22 protein-coding genes are annotated in these 18,290 nt (G+C 44.7%); 13 read left to right on the forward strand and 9 right to left on the reverse strand.

The window, feature by feature from the left end; genetic code table 11:
• Positions 1-49: 49 nt before the first annotated feature.
• Entirely contained in the window at positions 50-436 is a 387-nt protein-coding gene (rpsI, locus tag IHE35_RS02870; RefSeq protein ID WP_004785251.1) for a 30S ribosomal protein S9, read from the reverse strand.
• Between the two features lie 12 nt (positions 437-448).
• On the reverse strand, positions 449-877 hold the full coding sequence (gene rplM / locus IHE35_RS02875) for a 50S ribosomal protein L13 (RefSeq protein ID WP_004909012.1): 429 nt from the start codon (positions 875-877) through the stop codon (positions 449-451).
• A 307-nt stretch (positions 878-1,184) separates the two neighbouring features.
• On the opposite strand from rplM, the gene pdxA reads away from it, so the two are divergent.
• Genes pdxA through IHE35_RS02890 form a run of 3 tightly spaced genes read left to right on the forward strand, consistent with a single transcriptional unit; the run spans position 1,185 to position 3,847 of the window.
• Positions 1,185-2,153: a 4-hydroxythreonine-4-phosphate dehydrogenase PdxA gene (gene pdxA, locus IHE35_RS02880; RefSeq protein ID WP_242789232.1), complete on the forward strand. Its 969-nt coding sequence runs from the start codon at positions 1,185-1,187 to the stop codon at positions 2,151-2,153.
• A gap of 30 nt (positions 2,154-2,183) precedes the next feature.
• Positions 2,184-2,996: a 16S rRNA (adenine(1518)-N(6)/adenine(1519)-N(6))-dimethyltransferase RsmA gene (gene rsmA / locus IHE35_RS02885; RefSeq protein ID WP_242789233.1), complete on the forward strand. Its 813-nt coding sequence runs from the start codon at positions 2,184-2,186 to the stop codon at positions 2,994-2,996.
• 5 nt (positions 2,997-3,001) lie between these two features.
• Positions 3,002-3,847, forward strand: a complete 846-nt coding sequence (locus tag IHE35_RS02890; protein WP_242789234.1) for a symmetrical bis(5'-nucleosyl)-tetraphosphatase — start codon at positions 3,002-3,004, stop codon at positions 3,845-3,847.
• A 66-nt stretch (positions 3,848-3,913) separates the two neighbouring features.
• Here IHE35_RS02890 and IHE35_RS02895 read toward each other — a convergent pair whose 3' ends face one another.
• The 6 genes from IHE35_RS02895 to IHE35_RS14650 form a co-directional block, all read right to left on the reverse strand.
• Entirely contained in the window at positions 3,914-4,363 is a 450-nt protein-coding gene (locus tag IHE35_RS02895) for a DUF2147 domain-containing protein (protein WP_242789235.1), read from the reverse strand.
• 69 nt (positions 4,364-4,432) lie between these two features.
• Positions 4,433-4,876, reverse strand: a complete 444-nt coding sequence (locus IHE35_RS02900; protein WP_242789236.1) for a hypothetical protein — start codon at positions 4,874-4,876, stop codon at positions 4,433-4,435.
• Between the two features lie 529 nt (positions 4,877-5,405).
• Positions 5,406-6,080 carry an LrgB family protein gene (locus tag IHE35_RS02905; RefSeq protein WP_242789237.1) on the reverse strand — a complete coding sequence of 225 codons (675 nt, stop codon included), beginning with the start codon at positions 6,078-6,080 and terminating at the stop codon, positions 5,406-5,408.
• 9 nt (positions 6,081-6,089) lie between these two features.
• Complete coding sequence (locus tag IHE35_RS02910; RefSeq protein WP_004811284.1) at positions 6,090-6,461, reverse strand: hypothetical protein; 372 nt, start codon at positions 6,459-6,461, stop codon at positions 6,090-6,092.
• 32 nt (positions 6,462-6,493) lie between these two features.
• Positions 6,494-7,834, reverse strand: a complete 1,341-nt coding sequence (gene hflX, locus IHE35_RS02915) for a ribosome rescue GTPase HflX (protein ID WP_242789238.1) — start codon at positions 7,832-7,834, stop codon at positions 6,494-6,496.
• 91 nt (positions 7,835-7,925) lie between these two features.
• Positions 7,926-8,057, reverse strand: a complete 132-nt coding sequence (locus IHE35_RS14650; protein ID WP_275975176.1) for a hypothetical protein — start codon at positions 8,055-8,057, stop codon at positions 7,926-7,928.
• A gap of 188 nt (positions 8,058-8,245) precedes the next feature.
• Here IHE35_RS14650 and IHE35_RS02920 point away from each other — a divergent pair, with 188 nt between their 5' ends.
• Complete coding sequence (locus IHE35_RS02920; RefSeq protein WP_242789239.1) at positions 8,246-9,076, forward strand: lysophospholipid acyltransferase family protein; 831 nt, start codon at positions 8,246-8,248, stop codon at positions 9,074-9,076.
• An 89-nt stretch (positions 9,077-9,165) separates the two neighbouring features.
• Here the strand turns inward: IHE35_RS02920 and IHE35_RS02925 are convergent, their stop codons facing one another.
• Positions 9,166-9,714 (reverse strand): NUDIX hydrolase, encoded by a 549-nt coding sequence (locus tag IHE35_RS02925; RefSeq protein WP_103800242.1) that lies wholly within the window; start codon positions 9,712-9,714, stop codon positions 9,166-9,168.
• A 124-nt stretch (positions 9,715-9,838) separates the two neighbouring features.
• Between IHE35_RS02925 and IHE35_RS02930 the strand changes: the two genes are divergently transcribed.
• From IHE35_RS02930 to IHE35_RS02970, 9 genes are all read left to right on the forward strand, one after another.
• Complete coding sequence (locus tag IHE35_RS02930; protein ID WP_163172029.1) at positions 9,839-10,453, forward strand: CoA pyrophosphatase; 615 nt, start codon at positions 9,839-9,841, stop codon at positions 10,451-10,453.
• Positions 10,454-10,468: 15 nt separating this feature from the next.
• Positions 10,469-10,999, forward strand: a complete 531-nt coding sequence (locus tag IHE35_RS02935) for a gamma carbonic anhydrase family protein (protein ID WP_004811270.1) — start codon at positions 10,469-10,471, stop codon at positions 10,997-10,999.
• 135 nt (positions 11,000-11,134) lie between these two features.
• Positions 11,135-11,800 carry a tRNA (adenosine(37)-N6)-threonylcarbamoyltransferase complex dimerization subunit type 1 TsaB gene (gene tsaB / locus IHE35_RS02940; RefSeq protein ID WP_242789240.1) on the forward strand — a complete coding sequence of 222 codons (666 nt, stop codon included), beginning with the start codon at positions 11,135-11,137 and terminating at the stop codon, positions 11,798-11,800.
• A gap of 16 nt (positions 11,801-11,816) precedes the next feature.
• The gene (locus IHE35_RS02945) at positions 11,817-12,641 is read left to right on the forward strand and encodes an undecaprenyl-diphosphate phosphatase (protein ID WP_242789241.1); all 825 of its coding nucleotides are present in this window, start codon (positions 11,817-11,819) and stop codon (positions 12,639-12,641) included.
• Positions 12,635-13,456: a class I SAM-dependent methyltransferase gene (locus IHE35_RS02950; RefSeq protein WP_242789242.1), complete on the forward strand. Its 822-nt coding sequence runs from the start codon at positions 12,635-12,637 to the stop codon at positions 13,454-13,456. The genes IHE35_RS02945 and IHE35_RS02950 overlap by 7 nt, the downstream gene beginning before the upstream one ends.
• 121 nt (positions 13,457-13,577) lie before the next feature.
• Positions 13,578-14,978 (forward strand): C13 family peptidase, encoded by a 1,401-nt coding sequence (locus IHE35_RS02955; protein WP_242789243.1) that lies wholly within the window; start codon positions 13,578-13,580, stop codon positions 14,976-14,978.
• 39 nt (positions 14,979-15,017) lie between these two features.
• Entirely contained in the window at positions 15,018-15,854 is an 837-nt protein-coding gene (fghA, locus tag IHE35_RS02960; RefSeq protein ID WP_242789938.1) for an S-formylglutathione hydrolase, read from the forward strand.
• 115 nt (positions 15,855-15,969) lie between these two features.
• On the forward strand, positions 15,970-17,088 hold the full coding sequence (locus IHE35_RS02965) for a YjgN family protein (protein WP_242789244.1): 1,119 nt from the start codon (positions 15,970-15,972) through the stop codon (positions 17,086-17,088).
• A gap of 12 nt (positions 17,089-17,100) precedes the next feature.
• Positions 17,101-18,132 carry a M48 family metallopeptidase gene (locus tag IHE35_RS02970; protein ID WP_242789245.1) on the forward strand — a complete coding sequence of 344 codons (1,032 nt, stop codon included), beginning with the start codon at positions 17,101-17,103 and terminating at the stop codon, positions 18,130-18,132.
• The last annotated feature ends 158 nt before the right edge of the window (positions 18,133-18,290 follow it).

The raw sequence follows: 18,290 nt of genomic DNA on the forward strand, positions 1-18,290 counted from the left end.
AAAAAAACCCTGGATATACCAGGGTTTTTTGTCCGATTCGGTAAACGAATTAACGTTTAGAGAATTGAGGACGTTTACGAGCTTTACGTAAACCAAGTTTCTTACGTTCAACTTCACGAGCATCACGAGTAACGAAACCAGCTTGACGAAGAGCAGGTTTAAGTGTTTCGTCAGAAGCGATCAGTGCACGAGTAATACCGTGACGGATAGCGCCTGCTTGACCACCGATACCACCACCAGCAACAGTGATGTAAAGGTCATATTTCTCAGTCGCTTCAAGAAGCTCTAGAGGTTGACGAACAACCATACGAGCAGTCTCACGACCGAAGTATTGTTCTAAAGAACGGTTGTTGATTACGAGTTTACCAGTACCAGCAGATAGGAAAACACGTGCAGTTGCGGTCTTACGGCGACCTGTACCATAGTTAGTAGCCATGTGCTGTATCCCTTAGATGTCCAAAACTTGTGGCTGTTGAGCTGTGTGAGGATGCTCAGCACCAGCGTACACTTTCATTTTCTTGATCATTGCATAACCAAGAGGACCTTTTGGCAACATGCCTTTAACAGCACGTTGGAAGATTTCTTCTGGTTTGTGAGCAACTAATTTTTCAAAGTTAGTTTCACGGATACCACCAGGGAAACCAGTGTGGCGATAGTATTTCTTATCAAGTGATTTGTTACCAGTCACTTGAACTTGCTCAGCATTGATAACAACGATGTAGTCACCAGTGTCAACGTGAGGAGTATAAGAAGTCTTGTGCTTACCGCGTAAACGACGAGCGATTTCCGTCGCAAGGCGACCTAGAGTTTTGCCAGAAGCATCAACAACGTACCAGTCGTGTTGAACTTCAGCTGGCTTAGCGCTGAGAGTTTTCATTAAACCACTACCTATTATAGTTGGTTTGGGCTATGGAAGCGGCCCAAACAAAAAGGAGACGAGATTCTAAACGAATACGTGAAGAATCACAAATGAAAATTAAAAATTTCAAGCGCTGTATTTTATATAATCTACATGCATAAGGGAAGAAAAATTAAGCAGATTACCTAAAAATAGCTGGCGAGATTTGTAACGCAGATTTTCTCCAGAAGAGTAACCAACCAAAATACTGTACAGATAGATCATGGCAGGCACGCCTTATGGAAACAGGCTATACTATTGAAGGCCTTAGTGAATAGAGAAAAAGATGCTGCCTTTATATGTCACCAGTGGGGAACCTGCCGGAATTGGTCCAGATATCTGTTTAAGTTTGGCGGATCGTGTTGATGAGCGTCCAATTGTGGTACTGGCAGATATGGAAATGCTTAAACAGCGTGCCGAGCAGTTAAATCTGGCAGTAGGGCTGATTGCATATACCGGGCAAACTTCCTCTTCAGAAAAAGGTCTGCTCTATGTTGAGCATGTGCCTTTGGCAGAGCCGGTCATATTGGGTGAACTCAATAGGCAGAATGCAGCTTATGTGCTGGAACAATTACGTCGTTCAGCTGATTATGCCATGACTGGAAAGAGTGTCGGCGTGGCAACAGCACCGGTGCAGAAATCGGTGATTAATGATGCTGGCATTCATTTTAGCGGTCATACTGAGTACTATCAGGAATTTGCTGGCGTGCCGTGTGTAGTGATGATGCTGGCGACTAAGACCTTACGTGTCGCTTTAGCAACCACCCATCTTCCGCTTCGTGCAGTCGCAGATGCGATTACGTCTGAGCGCTTGCAACAGGTGATTGATATTCTGATTCATGACCTGAAATCAAAATTCAAGATCGAGCATCCGCATATTCTGGTCTGTGGTCTGAATCCGCATGCCGGTGAGGGCGGTTATCTGGGAATGGAAGAGATTGAAGTGATCAATCCAGTGCTGGAAACTTACCGTGCTCAAGGCATCAATATGAGCCTGAGTCTGCCTGCTGATACCTTATTTACTCCGGAAAATTTAAAAGATGCGGATGCTGTTCTGGCGATGTATCACGATCAGGGCTTACCTGTGTTAAAATCTCAGGGTTTTGGTGAAGCCATCAATATTACTTTGGGCTTACCGTTTATTCGAACTTCTGTCGATCATGGCACAGCACTCTCCCTTGCAGGTACAGGCCTTGCGAAAAGCTCAAGCTTACATGTGGCTGTGGATTTGGCGCTGGATTTAGCGCGTCAGTGATCTCGTCTTTATTACACGTTGGAAATGTCTATGTATCAGATTAATGCCTTAAACCCGAAAGATGAAGGGCATCACACGCGTAAGCGTTTTGGTCAAAACTTCTTACATGACCAACGTGTCATTGCCAAAATTGTACGTTCAGTAAATCCACGTGCAGGCGAAAATATTGTTGAAATTGGTCCGGGTCTGGCAGCGTTGACTTCACCTTTAATTGGTGAATGTGACGCTTTAACAGTGATCGAGCTTGACCGTGATTTGGCAGCGGGTCTACCGGGTCGTGTACCACATCCTGAACGTTTAACCATTGTTGAAACAGATGCACTGAAATACGACTTCACCAATTTATTTGAAGACGGCCGTCCGCTACGTGTAGTCGGAAACCTGCCTTATAATATTTCGACACCATTGCTGTTCCATCTCTTGGAATTCGGTGACAAAGTTAAAGACATGCACTTCATGCTGCAAAAAGAAGTGGTGGATCGTATTACCGCTTCACCAAACACCAAAGAATATGGTCGTTTGTCCGTAATGATCCAGTATTACTGTAAACCGACTTTCCTGTTTGAAGTGCCGCCGGGCTCTTTCAATCCGCCACCAAAAGTGACGTCTGCGGTGTTCCGTTTAGAGCCGTATGACGTGAAGCCAATCGTGGCAAAAAATGAAAAAGCTTTGGCACGTCTGGTATCCCATGTATTTACCCAGCGTCGTAAAACACTTCGTAATAGCCTGAAAGGCATGCTGGTTGAGGATGGTTTTGAAAAGGCAGGTGTAGATCCAATGGCACGTCCAGAGACTCTGACACTTGCTCAATTTGTAGCTTTATCTGATCAAATGGTAGCTTAAAAAGAATGACCCGCACTGTTCGATACAATTATGTGATTGGTGATGTGCAAGGCTGTTTTGAAGCCTTGAAGGCATTGCTGAAAGAAATCCGTTTTGATCCGGATCAGGACTTTATCTGGTTTGCAGGTGATCTGGTAGCTCGCGGTGAAAATTCGCTTGGTGCACTGCGTTTTATTAAAAAGTTGGTTGATAATGGTGTGGCTGCGACAGTACTGGGCAACCACGATTTAACATTGTTAGCCTGTGCGCGTGGAATTAAGCCAATTAAAGACAAGGACAATGTCCGTGATGTAATTGATGCCATCGACAGTGATGACCTGATTGACTGGTTGCGTAAACAGCCGATGTGCCTGTTTCCAAATGAACAGACGGTATTAACACATTCTGGTATTCCGAAGCTCTGGGATGTCGTCAAGACTGCCGAATTAGCCAAAGAAGTGGAAGCAGTGATCGCACATGATGATTTTGAAGTCATGGATGCTTTCCTGAAAGACATGTTTGGCAAAGAACCCGCACTCTGGTCAGATCAGTTGCAGGGTCATGAGCGTATACGTTGTATTGTGAATTACCTGACCCGGATGCGTTTAACCGATGCGGAAGGACGTCTGGAATACAGTTTTAAAGATTCACTGAATGATCCAATGCCGGAAGGCTTCAGACCCTGGTTTGAGTTTGAGTCGAAAGCTGCCGAAACGCACCAGATTGTCTTTGGGCACTGGGCAGGATTACAGGGTAAGACGATCTCTGAACGTATTCAGAATGTGGATGGTGGCTGTGTCTGGGGCAATCAATTGCTGGCTTATCGATTAGAAGACCAGCAGATGTTCGCCGTCGATAATCCGGTCGTTTAAAATCTTCAAATATAAAAAAAGCCACGTTGAAACATGGCTTTTTTATTTCGCTGAATCAGGTGTAGATTAGTCCTGACGAATCCAGGTCTGGCTACGGCCTAAAGCAGATACACCGACATAGCCACGTAGCGTCAGACGTTTACCGCTCGCATTTAAACGTACTTTGGCATCATAAATTTTGCCTGCAAGTGGATCAATCACACGACCTTTTTCATAGTTATTGGTACCTGCTACATGTTTCAAACCAGTGAGGACATCCATGCCCAGAATCGGCTGATTGGTATATGGTGCCGGGCAGTTATTGCAGGTTTTTTGTGGGGTATAACCAGGGCGAGGTGTTACTTTAACGATTTTACCCACATAGCTACCGTTATTTTCTTGACGAATTTCAATGATGGCTTTAGGGGAGCCAGTTTTATCATCAATTTGTTGCCAAGTGCCGGTCAAATCCTGTGCAAAAGCTGACACAGTCATACATGCACCCATTAGCATCATTGCGATTTTAGATTTTTTCATATTAATCATCCCCATGTTGTTTATTACAGACGGTCACTAATTATTTTTCGTTCAGTCTGCACTAAGAATTCAGTTGTGTTTAAGTCCCATGACCGAAATTTGAGTATGGTCATATAAATTTAAGGGATTACCATCGACAGCAACCTGATTAATCAGGTCATGAATATATATATCGGATGCCGTTTGTAGCGTAGCATTTCCAGCATGATGTAATGCAGTGAATTTTAATTTGTTGAAGGCTTCTGGCTCCAGTATTTCAAATGCGTACTGAGTGGAGGGCAAATGATCAGCACCTCGTTCCATTGGCTTATTACCAAAAACTGGGTGAGATAAAGATCTGCTTAAATTTCTAGATAAGCTGCTTCCTTTATATTTCGCCGGTTTAATCAGGTTTATGGCGGAGTCTGAATTATCATGCATCTGTTGCCAGATGGTTATCCAATCCTCTCCACAAGAAACTGGACCCGATGATAAATCAGTACCTGATATCCTGAAAACACTCATGGTTTTCATTTAATTTCCTTATATTTCAAAATCAAATATCCATTTGATTTACTTCATTCTTGCTGTATATGAAGTTTTAATACATAAAGATGAAAAACATCTATATGTTTATTATTCATACAACCTTATATAAAAAAATGCAAGTTGAATATAGGTGGAGATTCATATTTAAGTCTAAGAGATTATAGCAAGATTCTTGGAAGTGAAAATGTGATTGTTAATATATATTGAATAATATAGAAAACACTAAGAGGAAGATATTAAGAATAAGTGACTAAAGAGACAAACTATAGTTGAGTTGAAAATAAGGTAGATTAAGCAATATTAAAATGTTTAAAATATTATAAATCCATAAAACTATTAAGTTTAAATCTGTCATTTAGGCCAATTTAATTATTAGTATGAAACCTAAATAAATTGATGAAGTGACTGATTTGCCATTAAAAATCAGTTGTTTAAATTTTTATATCTATCTGTAGGAGAATAAGATGACTATATAAAATAGATATAGTCATCCAAAAATGACGATGTAGTCAGATTAAACATTCTGAAGATATAAAATAAAGGTCGGTAGCCAGAGGGCGGTAAAAACAGCATTCACTGCCATGCCGAATGCTGCGTATCGACCTGCAACACTACCACGCTGCCAGGCTTGCGCTGTGCCAATCGCGTGAGCTGCCAGACCCAGTGCAAGACCAGAAGCACGTTCGTCATTGATATGCCGTAGAATTAGTGGTGAAAATGCAGCACCAATCACACCAGACAGAATTACAATCAGAATCACCAGACTTATTGGAGCATCTAGTAAAGTCGCGATATTAATGGCAATCGGCGTGGTGACTGCACGCGTGGCAAAGGCCATAATGTCACCGGCTGCCATATGTAACAGATAAGCGAGTCCCATTGGCAGGGCAACTGCACTGATACTGGCAAAGATCAGAATTCCAATCACGCCTTTTAATGGCAGGTCATCATAGCGCATCGCTGCCAGAGGAATTGCCAAGGCCACCGTAACGTAGCCTAAAAGACGGTTAAACAGTGGATTGGTGTCTTCAGTATAATGTTCATAAGGAACACCGAGTACAAACAGAATAGCCAGCACAAAGAACATGCCAAAGACAATCACAGGAATTTTAGGAATCACACGGTTACATGGTTTGGCCGCAAGATAGGCCACCAGCGTGATCAGGAAACCATAGAGTACAGACAACATAATGATCTCCTAAAGCCAGCGTTTGGCCATTTTTGCATAGACCCATAATGGAATGAGCGTACTAACAAACAAAATGAGTAAAAAGGCTGGAATTTTATGCCCCATATGTACCAACATCATCAATGAGCCGGCACTGACAGGTAAAAATGCGAAGGCACTTTCTTTCATAATCTTGTTATTGGTATCCACCAGACGGGCAGGAATTTTGCTCCAGCGACGCCAGCTAAACAGCACGATGAGGAGGCTGATCAAACCAACCAGATTGCCTAACTCAGGGTGCTCTAGCTGGGTCATGATCCATACAGCTGCTTCCCGAAAAACAATAATCAAAAGCAGCGTGCCGATCCATGCTGGCCAATCTATGTGCTTAATCCAGTTCATTTTAGAGTCTATTTAATTTGATTTATCGAGTTTTAGTCGATCTTACGCGGTATTTCAAATTCTTCAAGTGGCCGTTGAAACTGAACTGCTTGCTCACCCAAAATATCTTCTAGGGATAGATGTGCCTGCCGGATGATCTGTGCCAATTTCTGTGGAGCAATACTGACCTGCAAATGCAGCTGACCTTGCTCGTCATAATGCTCGGACTGAATCACATTCAGATCATAAAGCTGATTACGTAGTTTGCCATGTGCAGGCTGTAACTTAAGTTCAAACTTTTGCAGTTCTCCCATCAACGCTTCATGCACCGCCTTACGTAGCAGGTTAATCCCTTCTCCAGTATGAGCAGACACATAGACCCGTTCTGGCTGATTAGGTTTGTGATAGATAATCTTGGCTTCTTCACCGCTTTGGTCAATTTTATTGTAGACACGAAGTACCGGTACATTTGCTCCAATTTCATGCAGCACACTTTCTACTGCATCAATCTGTTCCAGAATTTCTGAACTGCTGGAGTCAATCACATGCAGCAACAGGGTAGCTTCTAAAGTTTCTTCCAAAGTTGCTTTAAAAGATTCCACCAAGGAGTGAGACAAATTCCGTACGAATCCTACCGTATCCGCCAGCACAACGGTGCCAATGCCTTCCCAGTCCAGACGGCGCAAGGTCGGATCCAGAGTGGCAAACAGCTGGTCAGCTGCATAGACATCACTATCTGCGAGAATATTAAATAGGGTAGATTTCCCGGCATTGGTATAACCCACCAGAGAAATAGTCGGTACCGCAGCTTTCTGACGGGCGACACGGCCTTGCATCCGGGTTTGACGGACTTTATCCAGTCGGGCTTTCAGTTGTCCCATCCGTACGCGCAGCAAACGGCGGTCAGTTTCCAGTAAAGTTTCACCAGGGCCACGTAGACCAATACCCCCTTTCTGGCTATCCAGATTGCCACGACTGCGAATCAGGCGGGAAGAAAGATGCTGTAACTGGGCCAGTTCGACCTGTAATTTACCTTCGTAAGTGCGGGCGCGCAGCGCGAAAATATCCAGAATGAGTTCAGTACGGTCGACCACCCGGCATTTAACGACGCGCTCAAGGTTACGTGCCTGAGCAGGAGTCAGGGTATGATCAAAAATTACCAGATCAGCTTCAAGTGCTTCAACTTTTTCTGCAATTTCCTCAGCCTTGCCGGAGCCGATAAAATATTTAGGATCGGGTCTTAAACGCTGAGCATGCATATGCTCAAGAATTTCTGCACCTGCTGAACTGGCCAACAGGTGAAATTCTTCTGCATCCAGATCCTCCAGCATCTGCACGGTCACACTGACCAGAATAACACGATCTTTGGCACGATGCTGTTCAAAATATTCCACTCAGTCCACACTCTACTTAAAAAAATTTTTAATAGAATTCATTTTAGTGGAAAAAGACAGGGACAGATAGCATGGCTCTGTGAGTTTTGGGTTAGAGTGCAGCAACAAAAAGTTGAGTCAGACCGCCCCAAACAGCCGCATAGAATGCGGTTGCCACGAAAATGTATTTTAGTGCTTGTGTGGGTTGAAGGGCTTTAGTCGTACCATTGGGATCTTGCTGCATGATAAAACTCCATAATTTACAAATTCAATGGAAATATAATGATTCACCGTATAGTTGAATAAAAATTGCAGAATTTAATCCGTATGAACGGTTTTTATAATCAATGCATGTTCAGAATGAACAGTATAGAATGGTAAAGATACGTGAAAATGATGACCTGAATCGACCTGGAAAATAGTGATCCTTGTATGCACTCGACTGTAAATAATGAAACATCTGAAATTCGTGGTTTAGCAAAATTCTTGCTGTATAGCAGAAAAATAGCTGCTTCTGTCGCAGCAGTAAGTGAAGGGTTCTATCTGGTTTACCGACACGGTTTATATAAGAATCCGAATAATCCACATAACACACGATATGTGCAGTATTTCTGCCGCCAGCTATGCAAGGTATTTAATATTGAAGTGCAGGTACATGGCACCATTCCACGAGAACCCGCACTTTGGGTGAGTAATCATGTGTCCTGGCTGGATATTGCAGTACTTGGTTCGGGTGCACGGGTATTTTTCCTGGCTAAAGCCGAGATTGAACAGTGGCCGCTGCTTGGTAAATTGGCAAAGGGCGGCGGAACTTTATTTATCAAGCGTGGGTCGGGAGATTCAGTCCGAATCCGCGAACAGATTACCGAATTTTTAAAACAGGACATTCCAGTGCTGTTTTTCCCTGAAGCCACCACTTCAGATGGACGTGCAATCAAGAAGGTCCATGGCAGGATTCTAGGTGCAGCAATTGAAGCAAAGCGCCCGGTACAGATTTGCCTGATTTGTTATGTCAATCAGCAGGGTGAACTGGATACAGTCGCGCCGTTTATTGGTCAGGTCAGTTTCGCTGAGCATGTACGTAAAGTGTTAGAGATGCCAAATGTCACTGCACATTTAATGGCATTGCCTGAGGTTTCTACAGAAGGTCATACGGTGGATACGCTGACGCCGTTGGTGCAGGAAAAGATGAACGAAGGTCTGAAGTATTTACAGAATAAAGTCTTGAAAACACCCTTGGAAGTTGCTGCATCAGTTTCATAGCTAAAGCAAACAGCATCATTTTCCAAAAACTAAAACGAGCGTTTAGTGGCGCTCATTTTTTTATATGTAGCATTCAGTAGTTTATTGTTTTAACCGGTGTGATCCAGACGTGAACCTAGGGTTTCGAGATGCATCGGGAAAACATTATTTTTACGGTCTTCAAAATAATGACGTAAGGTTCTTTCTACACTCGGGAATGCCAGTTCGGCCCAGGGAATATCAGCTTCGTCAAACAGGCGTGATTCAATGGTTTCTTCACCCGCGCCAAATTTGCCTTCCACCAGTTGAGTTTTAAACAGCACATAAATCTGACCGATACGTGGAATATTGTACATGCAATATAGCTGTTCGATTTCCACTTCAGCTTCGGCTTCTTCGCGGGTTTCACGTGCTGCACCTTGTTCCATGGTTTCAAACAGTTCCATATAGCCGGCAGGTAAGGTCCATAGACCATAACGTGGTTCAATCGCGCGTCGGCAGAGCAGCACTTTATCTTCCCACACCACCAGTGACCCGCAAATAATCTTTGGATTAATATAATGAATAAAACCACAGGAGCTGCAGACATGACGAAGTTTTTGATCCCCTAAAGGTATTTTTTCAGTTGTCTTATGTCCACAGGCCGTACAGAAGTTCATATTCATCATCAATGACAAAAAGTAGACTCAGGATAACTGAAAAATTGAAATTTGGCATCAATTCTATCCCCAGGAATCAAAAATCAGCTATGATGAAATCATAATGAGAATGAGGAAAGCGTGGATGGATGAACGCGATTTAACACATAGATTACAGCAACGTTTGCGCTTTTCCAGGCGGATTCAGCCAGCGCATGCTGCCGTGTTAATTGCGATTACGGATGAGTCGAATCCCAAGGTCTTACTCACCCGCCGTTCGGCTTATCTGTCCAATCATGCCGGTGAGGTTTCTTTTCCGGGCGGTAAGCGTGATCCGCAGGACACCAGCAATATCGTCGTAGCGCTACGCGAAGCCTATGAGGAAACCGCACTGAACCCTTTTGATGTGCAGCTCATTGGTGATCTGCCCATGCAAAAGGCACGCAATGGCATGCTGGTCAAACCGATTGTCGGACTGATTCCACCAAAAGTTCAGCTGATTCCGCAGCCGACCGAAATTGACCGGATTTTCTTTGCCTCACTGCGGCATTTACTTGAAGCCAAACCCACACCTTATGAAGTACGCTTTGCCCAGCAGTCGTTATATTTCCCGAGTATGCGCGTGGAAAATGAAGTGGTCTGGGGGCTGACTGCACGTATGCTGATTTCTTTATTTCAGTATGGCCTTGACTATAAAAAAGACTGGCCATTCTTACTTAATTCACCAGCTTTTAAACGATCAAAATTCTTTCAGGACTGAAGAGGATATTCAGGCATGTTGTACAAATTTCAGGGACATTCTCCAAAAGCGCTGCAACAACCATGGGATGGTTGGGTCGCACCCACAGCGACCGTGATTGGTCAGGTTGAATTAGGCAAACAGGTCAGTATCTGGTTTGGCGCCGTGGTGCGTGGTGATAACTGCAAAATCCATCTTGGGGATTATACCAATGTGCAGGAAAATGCCGTACTGCATACTGATGCGGGGATTGAAATGCATATTGGTGATTATGTGACGATTGGTCATCAGGCCATGCTGCATGGCTGTACCATCGGTGATAACAGTCTGATTGGGATTCAGGCAGTGATTTTGAATAATGCCGTGATTGGCAAGAACTGCATCATTGGCGCGAATGCGCTGATTCCAGAAGGAAAAGTGATTCCGGACAATTCTGTAGTGATGGGATCGCCGGGCAAGGTGGTAAAAACGCTGGATGAAGACACTGTACAAAAGCTGAAAATGAGCGCACTGCACTATGCCAACCATTTTCAGAAGTTCCAGCAACTGGAACAGGTTGAGCTTTAAGCAATTCTTCTCCCTCTATTTATTGACCTGGCGATGGCCAGGTTTTTTTGTATCTGTTTCGGGAAAATCTCGCGTAGCGGATATGAGTGGAGTATCATATCTGCGTTTTTTATATTCTCTGAATTAAGGTTGTGCATGAAAGTGCTGGCATTGGAAACTGCCAATGAGCAGTGTTCCGTTTCTGTGATTGATGACACTCAAGAATTATTTTTTCAACTTGATGCGCGCGCAAAGGCACAAACGCAAACAATTCTCCCAATGATCGAGCAGGCTTTAAAAGATTTAAGCCTGGCGGTTTCTGATTTGACTGCGATTGCATTTAGTCGTGGACCGGGTTCATTTAGCGGTGTGCGTATTAATGCCGCGGTAACACAAGCCTTGGCGTGGTCGAATGACCTGCCTGTGGTACCGGTTTCGACCTTACAGGCCTTGGCACAAGCGGCATACCGTTTGCATGGTCTGACAGAGGTGACTGCGGTACTCGATGCGCGCATGAATGAAGTTTACATCGCCAGCTATCAGCTGGATGCACAGGGCATCATGCAGGCAATCGATGAAGAACAGTTGCTTGGTTATGAACAGGGTAGGGCCACAGTAAAATTTGCTGTAGTGGGTTCAGGGGCTCATCTGGTTCAAACAGAAGTCACTGAATATAAGGATGTTATCGCAACTGCACAGGATATTGCGACCATTGCGCGTGTGGCAGCAGCATCAGAAAATTGGGTCAGTGCTGAATTGGCACTACCGGTGTATTTACGCGATAACGCATGGAAAAAAATTCCAGAACAAGGCAAAGCATAATTAATCAGGATTAAGCATGGATTTCTTACTGCTGCTGAAAGCGGCAATCATGGGTATTGTTGAGGGTATTACTGAGTTCTTACCAATTTCCAGTACAGGGCATTTAATTCTGGCTTCAGAATGGATGAACTTCTGGACCAAGGAAAAGAGTGACGTTTTCGTGGTTGCCATCCAGATGGGGGCAATTGCAGCAGTAATTTATGAATACTGGAAACGTCTGTGGGGAGCCGCCACCGGGATTGTCAGCGGTGAGCCACAAGGACGCCGTCTCGGTATTGGTTTGATTCTGGCTTCGATTCCAATCGTACTTATCGGGCTGACTCTTGGTCAGACTGTAAAAGAATTGTTATTCAACAATATTGCGATTGCGATTGGCTTGATTGTTGGTGGTCTGATCATCATCTGGATCGAAAAGAATCCACCTCAAGTCCGTGCCCAAGAAGTTGAAGACCTGACCATTAAAGATGCTATCTGGATTGGTCTGATTCAGGTCTTATCGCTGATTCCAGGTACTTCACGTTCTGGTGCCACCATTATTGGTGCGATGTTCCTCGGTGTATCACGTAAGGCAGCGACTGAGTTTTCCTTCTTTCTGGGTATCCCGGTAATTGTCGGTGCGGGCCTGTTAGACCTGTACCAGAGCTATGACGTGTTTACTGGGACTCAGGACTGGGTGGTACTCACTGTTGGTCTTTTAGTGTCCTTTATTTCAGCATTGTTATTGATCCGTGCGTTAGTCGCTTATGTCGCGAAGCGTGATTTCATGATTTTTGCCTGGTACCGTATTGTATCGGGACTGCTCATTTTATTGTTTGCATACACAGGCTGGACATTATGGTAAGCGAGATTCGCTTATACACCGAGGCTGCATATATCGAGAAAGCACAGCACTTTGAGGCTGTGCTTTGTTCTCGTGCTGTACAGGTTCAGATTGAAACCGTGGAAAAACTCAATGCGCGTTTCTTTCGTCTGAATCCTGAACTGGCACTGTGTGTAGACGCGGACGGTTTATGGCTGTGTGCCAATGGCATGAAAATGCAACCGGACTGGAAAGCGGAAGTGGGGCGTTTAAAACGTGCTTCACTGAAGTCGGAAATGATTGCACGTGCTTGCAACCTGGGTGAAAAGCCGACCCTGATTGATGCGACTGCCGGTCTTGGTCATGACAGCCTGTTGATGGCACATCTTGGAGCGTATGTCACTCTGGTCGAACGTCATCCGATTCTGTTTACCTTGCTGGAAGATACTCATGCACGTGCACAGAATGATGCTTTCCTGAATCCGGTTGTATCGCGTATTCATCTGATCTTCTCTGATTCTGCTGACTATTTAATCCAGCAGGCAGCAGAAAACGCCGTGGTGGATGTCGTTTATCTGGATCCGATGTTCCCGCAGCGTGACCAGAATCAGCAGGCACTTAAGAAACAGGCACAGGTTAAAAAACAGATGCAGCTATTGCATATGCTCTTGCCCGAAGATGGTGAAATGGACCTCGGTGATAACCTGCTGGAACTGGCCCAGAAAATTGCTAAACGGGTGGTGGTGAAACGTCCACGTCTTGCCGTTTTTCTGGCTGATAAAGCACCCGATCATCAATGGCAAGGGGATGCTTGTCGCTTTGATGCGTATTTTCAGCATGATCTTGTAGCTGAATAAGATAATTGCTTCAAAATTCGCCAAGGATTTGTTATATAGTTAAAAATAGCATTGATAAAAGTCCTATCAAGCATAAACTTATTCTGCGAATTAGCGAGCCACTTGATCTCCCCGAAATCCTATGATCGACTTCAAACCATCCATTAATTTTTGGCACGATTTTAAGAGCAATCAAATTGCCGGAATATGGTTGTTTCTGGGGTCGAGGCGTTCCCTGCAAATGGTACGTCCCTCCATTCTTCAACTGGTGTTCTGGGGCATTCTGGGCGGTTGTGCCAACAGCCTGTTCAGCTGGCTCAGTTCAGGCCGGATTGGGGAATTTAACTCCCAAGGCCTGATTAGCTACGCACTCTGGCCTTTTATTGCCCTGATTGTCGGGATTTTTCTGTCACAGCGGATCAATAATCCGCGTTTGATGCTGGTGCCGGCCTTGCTCTGGCTGGTACTGGATACGCACATCATGCTGTTCCAGTGTCTGATACAGTATCTGGGCGATCTCGACTATCTGCCGTACATCCTGTATGACTATATCCCGACCTTATTTGTGATGCTATTTGTCTGGCAAAGTCTGGCTGTGGTCTGGGTATTCTCACGTGAGCTGAAATGGCCGTGGTGGGAACGGGCACTAATTATGCTGGCAACCCTGTTTACCTTGGTCGTTTGGCAGATTTCTGTAAAGGACCAACCGATCTGGAAAGTAGAAGAGGTACCGCCAAGCTTTGCTGAAGATGCTTTCTATGCGCAACCTAATTTACTGAATAAAGCACTGGATGCTATTGAATATGGTGAGTTTGCCCAGTCGCACTGGTATTTCCTGGGTGTGGCAGGTGCAAGTTATCAAGATGTGTTCTATTCAGAAATTGAACGGATCAAAGAGCAGTTTGATACCCGTTTTGGAACCTTTGGTCGTTCGATTGCTTTGGTCAACCATCCAGCGGCTCGCACCGAAATGCCAATTGCTTCAAAAACCAGTATGGAGCTGGCTTTGCGCCGTATTGGTCAGCAGATGAATCGTGAAAGTGATGTGCTATTTCTGTACATGACCTCGCATGGTTTGCCAAATGTGTTTGAAATGGAAAATGCGCCGCTAGATCTGGCGCAGGTCGATCCAAAATGGCTGCGTGACACGCTGGATGCAGCCGGTATCCGCTGGCGGGTCATTGTGATTTCTGCCTGTTATTCCGGTAGTTTTGTCTCTGCGCTACAAAATGAAAATACCTTGGTGATCACCGCTTCAGCAGCAGATCGCCAGTCTTTTGGCTGTTCCAATGAAGCTGACTATACCTACTTTGGCCGTGCTTTCTTTGATGAAGCGATGCGTGAGCAAGACAGCTTCAAGGAAGCTTTTGAACAAGCCCGCCAGACGGTAGCGAAGTGGGAAAGTGCACAAGGTTTTGAACCGTCGGAACCGCAGTGGGTCATCGGTAAGAATATGGAATTGATGTTACCTCAGCTTGAACAACGTCTTTTCCCGCCAGCGACAACAGTTTCAACTTCCCGGTCAGTCGCTTTGACACCCTAAACGGATCAATGACTTTAGAAAATAGAAAAAGGAATCATGATGGAACTGCTACAGAATAATAGAAGTTTTGAAGGTGAACAGCGCATCTATCGCTTTGATTCTAAAGTGCTGAAAAAACCGGCACGCTTTGGTATCTTTTTGCCGCCTCAAGCCTTGGCAGGACAAAGCTGTCCAGCGTTATTCTATTTGGCAGGTCTAACCTGTACTGAAGAAACCTTTGCGATTAAAGCGCATGCGCAGCGTTTGGCAGCACAGCTAGGCTTAATCCTGATTACACCAGATACCTCGCCACGTGGTGAGGGGGTAGCTGAAGGAGACAACTGGGACATCGGACAGGGTGCCGGTTTCTATATCAATGCAACGCAGTCTCCTTGGGCTGAACACTTCCAGATGGAAAGCTTCATCATGAATGAGCTTTATCCATTAGTGAATGAAGAGTTTGAGATTCAGCCGGGCAAAATCGGTATTTTTGGACATTCGATGGGAGGGCATGGTGCATTAACTTTGGCATTTAAATATCCAGAAAAATTTGTCTCTGTTTCTGCCTTCGCGCCAATCTGTGCCCCAAGCCAGTGCCCATGGGGTGAAAAGGCCTTTTCAAATTACTTGGGTGAAGACAGTGCAGAATGGGCCAAACATGATGCGACTGAACTGGTAAAAGCCAAAGGTGCACTTTATCCGGATATCCTGATTGATCAAGGCTTTAATGATCAGTTCTATAGCCAGCTGAATCCTGCCTTATTCCAGCAGGCTTGTGATGCGGCGGGACAAAAGCTGACCCTGCGTGAACATCAGGGCTATGATCACGGTTATTACTTTATCCAAAGCTTTGTCGATGAGCATTTGCAGTTCCATGCAGTACAGCTAGAAAACTGATTTTAGCTATAATCAGAAAGCAAATGACTCATGGCATGGATGTAAAATTACTGGCATCCATGCCTGATCATGAGCTATGCTTGCAGAGATTTATATAATAAAAACAAGGCACTTTATGCAGAATACCAGCGATATAGACGCATCAATAATTCCTCCAGTCATTCCACCATTTCCACCTGATATCCCGGCCACGCCGGAAGTGAGACCTGTACGTGTAGGCGGATTACAGCGTTTCCACTTTCATGGTACAGCCAGTGAATATTTCGGGATCTGGATTGTGAACATCCTGCTGACGATAGTCACTTTAGGATTGTATTCACCTTGGGCCAAGGTGCGCCGTCTGCGTTATTTTTATGGCAATACTGAATTTGTACGACGCCGTTTCGACTTTACCGGGGTGCCTACCAAAATTTTGATGGGGCGTCTGATTGCGCTGGGGCTATATTTTACCATCTCGATTGCTTCAAACCTGTCTACTACAGCGACACTGGTCGGCTTGCTGATTCTTTATCTGGCAGTGCCTTGGCTGATTCGGGCAACATTACGTTTTAACGCCCGCAACAGTAAATTTGGCAATGCGCGGTTTTACTTTGGCGGCACCAATAAAGAAGCTTACTGGACCTTTATCAAAGCGATCCTGATTTATATCCTGACCCTAGGGATCTTTTTCCCTGTGCTGGTCTGGCTATATAAACGTTATTGCTTTGATCATCTCTATGCAGGCCAATTGAAATTCAAGCTCAATGCCACATGGGGCGATTACATGAAGGCCATGTATGTTCCAGTGTTCATTTTCATGGGTTTTCTGGTTGCGGTGATGATCTTTGGCATCGGTTCCAGTTTTACCAATCTTGGCAATCCTGGAGTTTTAAGCTCGCTAGTCGGCTGGATTGTAGCGATTTATTTCTTTGGTTTTTTCATCATTTTCCCCCTGATGCAGGCCCGGATTTTTATTACCACCTGGAACAATACCTCTATCAGTCGTAGCCAGTTCAAGACTGAGTGTACCCAATGGCACTATACTTGGATTCTGGTGACTAACTGGATTGCACGTATTCTGAGTTTAGGTTTGCTTACACCATGGGCAGCGATTCGTCTATATCGTTATCAGGTGGAATCATTAACCCTGAATTTACATAATGATCCAGACATGATGATGAACAGAGCACAGCAGGATCATAGTGCGCTGGCAGAAGAGATCAGTGACATCTTCGATATTGATGTGTCGTTATAACAGGAGAAAAGTATGTCTGCTCAGATGACAGATGCTATTTTCTATGATGGCATTATCTCAAAACCGCAACCGGCACAGGTTTTTGCTATTGATGATCAATCAGTGCTGATTCGTTATGGTGAAGCTTATGCACAGCAGCGACGTTATCTGTATGCAGACATGCAGCTGATTGGAGCACTGGGGAAAATTCAGCCTGTGGTAGAAATGAAAGACGATGCCCGTCTGGAGTTTTCTGCTGAATTACCGGACTGGTTTAATCTGCAGCACAAGGGAGTACAGCATTCGATCTGGAAGCTGGAACGCGCGCCAGCTCTAATTTTGTTTAGTATCATCTTTGTACTGGCTTTAGGTTTTGCGACGATTAAATGGGGTATTCCAGCAGCTTCCTATCATGTGGCTCATCATCTGCCTGCTAATACTTTGACACGTATGGGGGATGAAGCCGAAAGTTATGTCTTGAAAATGACTGATGACAGCAAATTGCCAAAGGCACGTCAGCAGGCGATAGTAGCGCAATATCAGCAGCTGGTCGCAGGAGATCAGCCGGCAAAAGTAGTATTCCGTCAAGGTGGAGCGATTGGTGCCAATGCACTGGCGATTCCAAACAATACGATTATCCTGACGGATGAGCTGGTCGCACTAGCTCAGGATGACCGGGAAATTATTGGTGTACTAGCCCATGAACAGGGCCATCTGGTACAGCGGCATAGCCTGCAACAGGCACTTTCCAGTTTAGGTTTTAGCGTAATTTTAATCATGATTACTGGTGATGGTTCAGACCTGTTGACCAATTTACCGGTGGCGATGGTCGGTGCCAGCTATTCGCGTAATTTTGAGGCTGAAGCGGATGACTATGCTTTAAATGCAATGCAGGCTCAGCACATCCCCACCATTCATTTTGCCAATTTCCTGGAACGTTTGGCTAAAGATAGTGGTGAAGATAAAGAGACTGAAAGCTCAGTATGGGATTTCTTTAGCAGCCATCCTGCGACACAGGACCGGATTAAGGCGGTAAAAGCATTTGAATCCAGCCACTCAGACTGATTGTCATCATCATGCTTTATAACAAGACAGCCACGCTTAGCGTGGCTTTTATTTTTATATTGCAATTGTCACCAAACATTGATCGTTTAGAGAAGAGGGAAGTATCAGTTAAGGCAATGCGGAACAGGCGCAGCCACGCGGACAATTTGTTATAATAC

The sequence above is a fragment of the Acinetobacter sp. ASP199 genome (genome assembly GCF_022700675.1).
GTDB lineage: Bacteria > Pseudomonadota > Gammaproteobacteria > Pseudomonadales > Moraxellaceae > Acinetobacter.

What these genes read in the sequence shown, in the direction of transcription:
- rpsI (WP_004785251.1), bottom strand. Translation starts at nt 436, where the DNA reads ATGGCTACTAACTATGGTACAGGTCGCCGTAAGACCGCAACTGCACGT.
- rplM (WP_004909012.1), bottom strand. Translation starts at nt 877, where the DNA reads ATGAAAACTCTCAGCGCTAAGCCAGCTGAAGTTCAACACGACTGGTAC.
- pdxA (WP_242789232.1), top strand. Translation starts at nt 1,185, where the DNA reads ATGCTGCCTTTATATGTCACCAGTGGGGAACCTGCCGGAATTGGTCCA.
- rsmA (WP_242789233.1), top strand. Translation starts at nt 2,184, where the DNA reads ATGTATCAGATTAATGCCTTAAACCCGAAAGATGAAGGGCATCACACG.
- IHE35_RS02890 (WP_242789234.1), top strand. Translation starts at nt 3,002, where the DNA reads ATGACCCGCACTGTTCGATACAATTATGTGATTGGTGATGTGCAAGGC.
- IHE35_RS02895 (WP_242789235.1), bottom strand. Translation starts at nt 4,363, where the DNA reads ATGAAAAAATCTAAAATCGCAATGATGCTAATGGGTGCATGTATGACT.
- IHE35_RS02900 (WP_242789236.1), bottom strand. Translation starts at nt 4,876, where the DNA reads ATGAAAACCATGAGTGTTTTCAGGATATCAGGTACTGATTTATCATCG.
- IHE35_RS02905 (WP_242789237.1), bottom strand. Translation starts at nt 6,080, where the DNA reads ATGTTGTCTGTACTCTATGGTTTCCTGATCACGCTGGTGGCCTATCTT.
- IHE35_RS02910 (WP_004811284.1), bottom strand. Translation starts at nt 6,461, where the DNA reads ATGAACTGGATTAAGCACATAGATTGGCCAGCATGGATCGGCACGCTG.
- IHE35_RS14650 (WP_275975176.1), bottom strand. Translation starts at nt 8,057, where the DNA reads ATGCAGCAAGATCCCAATGGTACGACTAAAGCCCTTCAACCCACACAA.
- IHE35_RS02920 (WP_242789239.1), top strand. Translation starts at nt 8,246, where the DNA reads ATGCACTCGACTGTAAATAATGAAACATCTGAAATTCGTGGTTTAGCA.
- IHE35_RS02925 (WP_103800242.1), bottom strand. Translation starts at nt 9,714, where the DNA reads ATGAACTTCTGTACGGCCTGTGGACATAAGACAACTGAAAAAATACCT.
- IHE35_RS02930 (WP_163172029.1), top strand. Translation starts at nt 9,839, where the DNA reads ATGGATGAACGCGATTTAACACATAGATTACAGCAACGTTTGCGCTTT.
- IHE35_RS02935 (WP_004811270.1), top strand. Translation starts at nt 10,469, where the DNA reads ATGTTGTACAAATTTCAGGGACATTCTCCAAAAGCGCTGCAACAACCA.
- tsaB (WP_242789240.1), top strand. Translation starts at nt 11,135, where the DNA reads ATGAAAGTGCTGGCATTGGAAACTGCCAATGAGCAGTGTTCCGTTTCT.
- IHE35_RS02945 (WP_242789241.1), top strand. Translation starts at nt 11,817, where the DNA reads ATGGATTTCTTACTGCTGCTGAAAGCGGCAATCATGGGTATTGTTGAG.
- IHE35_RS02950 (WP_242789242.1), top strand. Translation starts at nt 12,635, where the DNA reads ATGGTAAGCGAGATTCGCTTATACACCGAGGCTGCATATATCGAGAAA.
- IHE35_RS02955 (WP_242789243.1), top strand. Translation starts at nt 13,578, where the DNA reads ATGATCGACTTCAAACCATCCATTAATTTTTGGCACGATTTTAAGAGC.
- fghA (WP_242789938.1), top strand. Translation starts at nt 15,018, where the DNA reads ATGGAACTGCTACAGAATAATAGAAGTTTTGAAGGTGAACAGCGCATC.
- IHE35_RS02965 (WP_242789244.1), top strand. Translation starts at nt 15,970, where the DNA reads ATGCAGAATACCAGCGATATAGACGCATCAATAATTCCTCCAGTCATT.
- IHE35_RS02970 (WP_242789245.1), top strand. Translation starts at nt 17,101, where the DNA reads ATGTCTGCTCAGATGACAGATGCTATTTTCTATGATGGCATTATCTCA.